This is a genomic window from Photorhabdus sp. P32 (assembly GCF_038085095.1).
Taxonomy (GTDB): Bacteria; Pseudomonadota; Gammaproteobacteria; order Enterobacterales; family Enterobacteriaceae; genus Photorhabdus; species Photorhabdus luminescens.
Genome location: NZ_JAZGJN010000060.1, coordinates 1 through 715 on the forward strand (window position 1 = coordinate 1; position 715 = coordinate 715).

Consider the following 715-nt stretch of genomic DNA (forward strand, 5'->3'; position numbering starts at 1 on the left):
GTGAGCGAGTGCAGCCAACAAAGAGGCAACTTGAAAGATGACGGGTATATATTCAAGTGGCTTACATTATTAATTACTGAATGGTAATTAAATCTGGCCTTGCTGGTTAGCTCTTTTCTGTTTTGTCGTTATTTTTGAAAAATACGACCATAATTATGGTTTTCTATTTGTATTTCCTAATAATACCTGATGAGATAAATATAAAATTAAAAGTTTTAATTAGTACATATTGAAAGGTAGTGATATATCACAGAAATATTTTCTTTAATTAATGAAAAAATGGGGAGCGTATATTAATATTTTAGATTGTGCAATTTAAATATGATATTCAATCACTTTTCTGTAAAGTGAATATACCTAATAGATTTCGAGTTGCAGCCAACAAAGAGGCAACTTGAAAGATGACGGGTATAAACTTAAAAAAACTCGGGAGAATTACCGTGAATAAAAGAAAAACTGTTGCTGAAACTTTGGCGATATTACGTCAGGATTATAATCTGATTGGTGTAGAACGGCAGCCAAAGCAACTTAAGACCTCGGATTTTGACGGCAAGGTAATATTCTCTAACGATCCGGAGACAGCTACTGTGCCGCCTGCGTTTTTTACGGTACAAACCATACAAGAGTTAAAGGCGCTTGGAGGTATACCAGACAGTGAGTATGGCTCTGGTAAAATGGAGCCCCATCATCCGTTACCTGAACCGTTTTCTGCTGA

The 715-nt window shown here is 35.5% G+C and carries 1 pseudogene; it reads left to right on the plus strand.

The features are described from left to right. Positions 1-440 precede the first annotated feature (440 nt). Positions 441-715, plus strand: a pseudogene (locus V2H77_RS00210) (hypothetical protein); the annotation flags it as partial.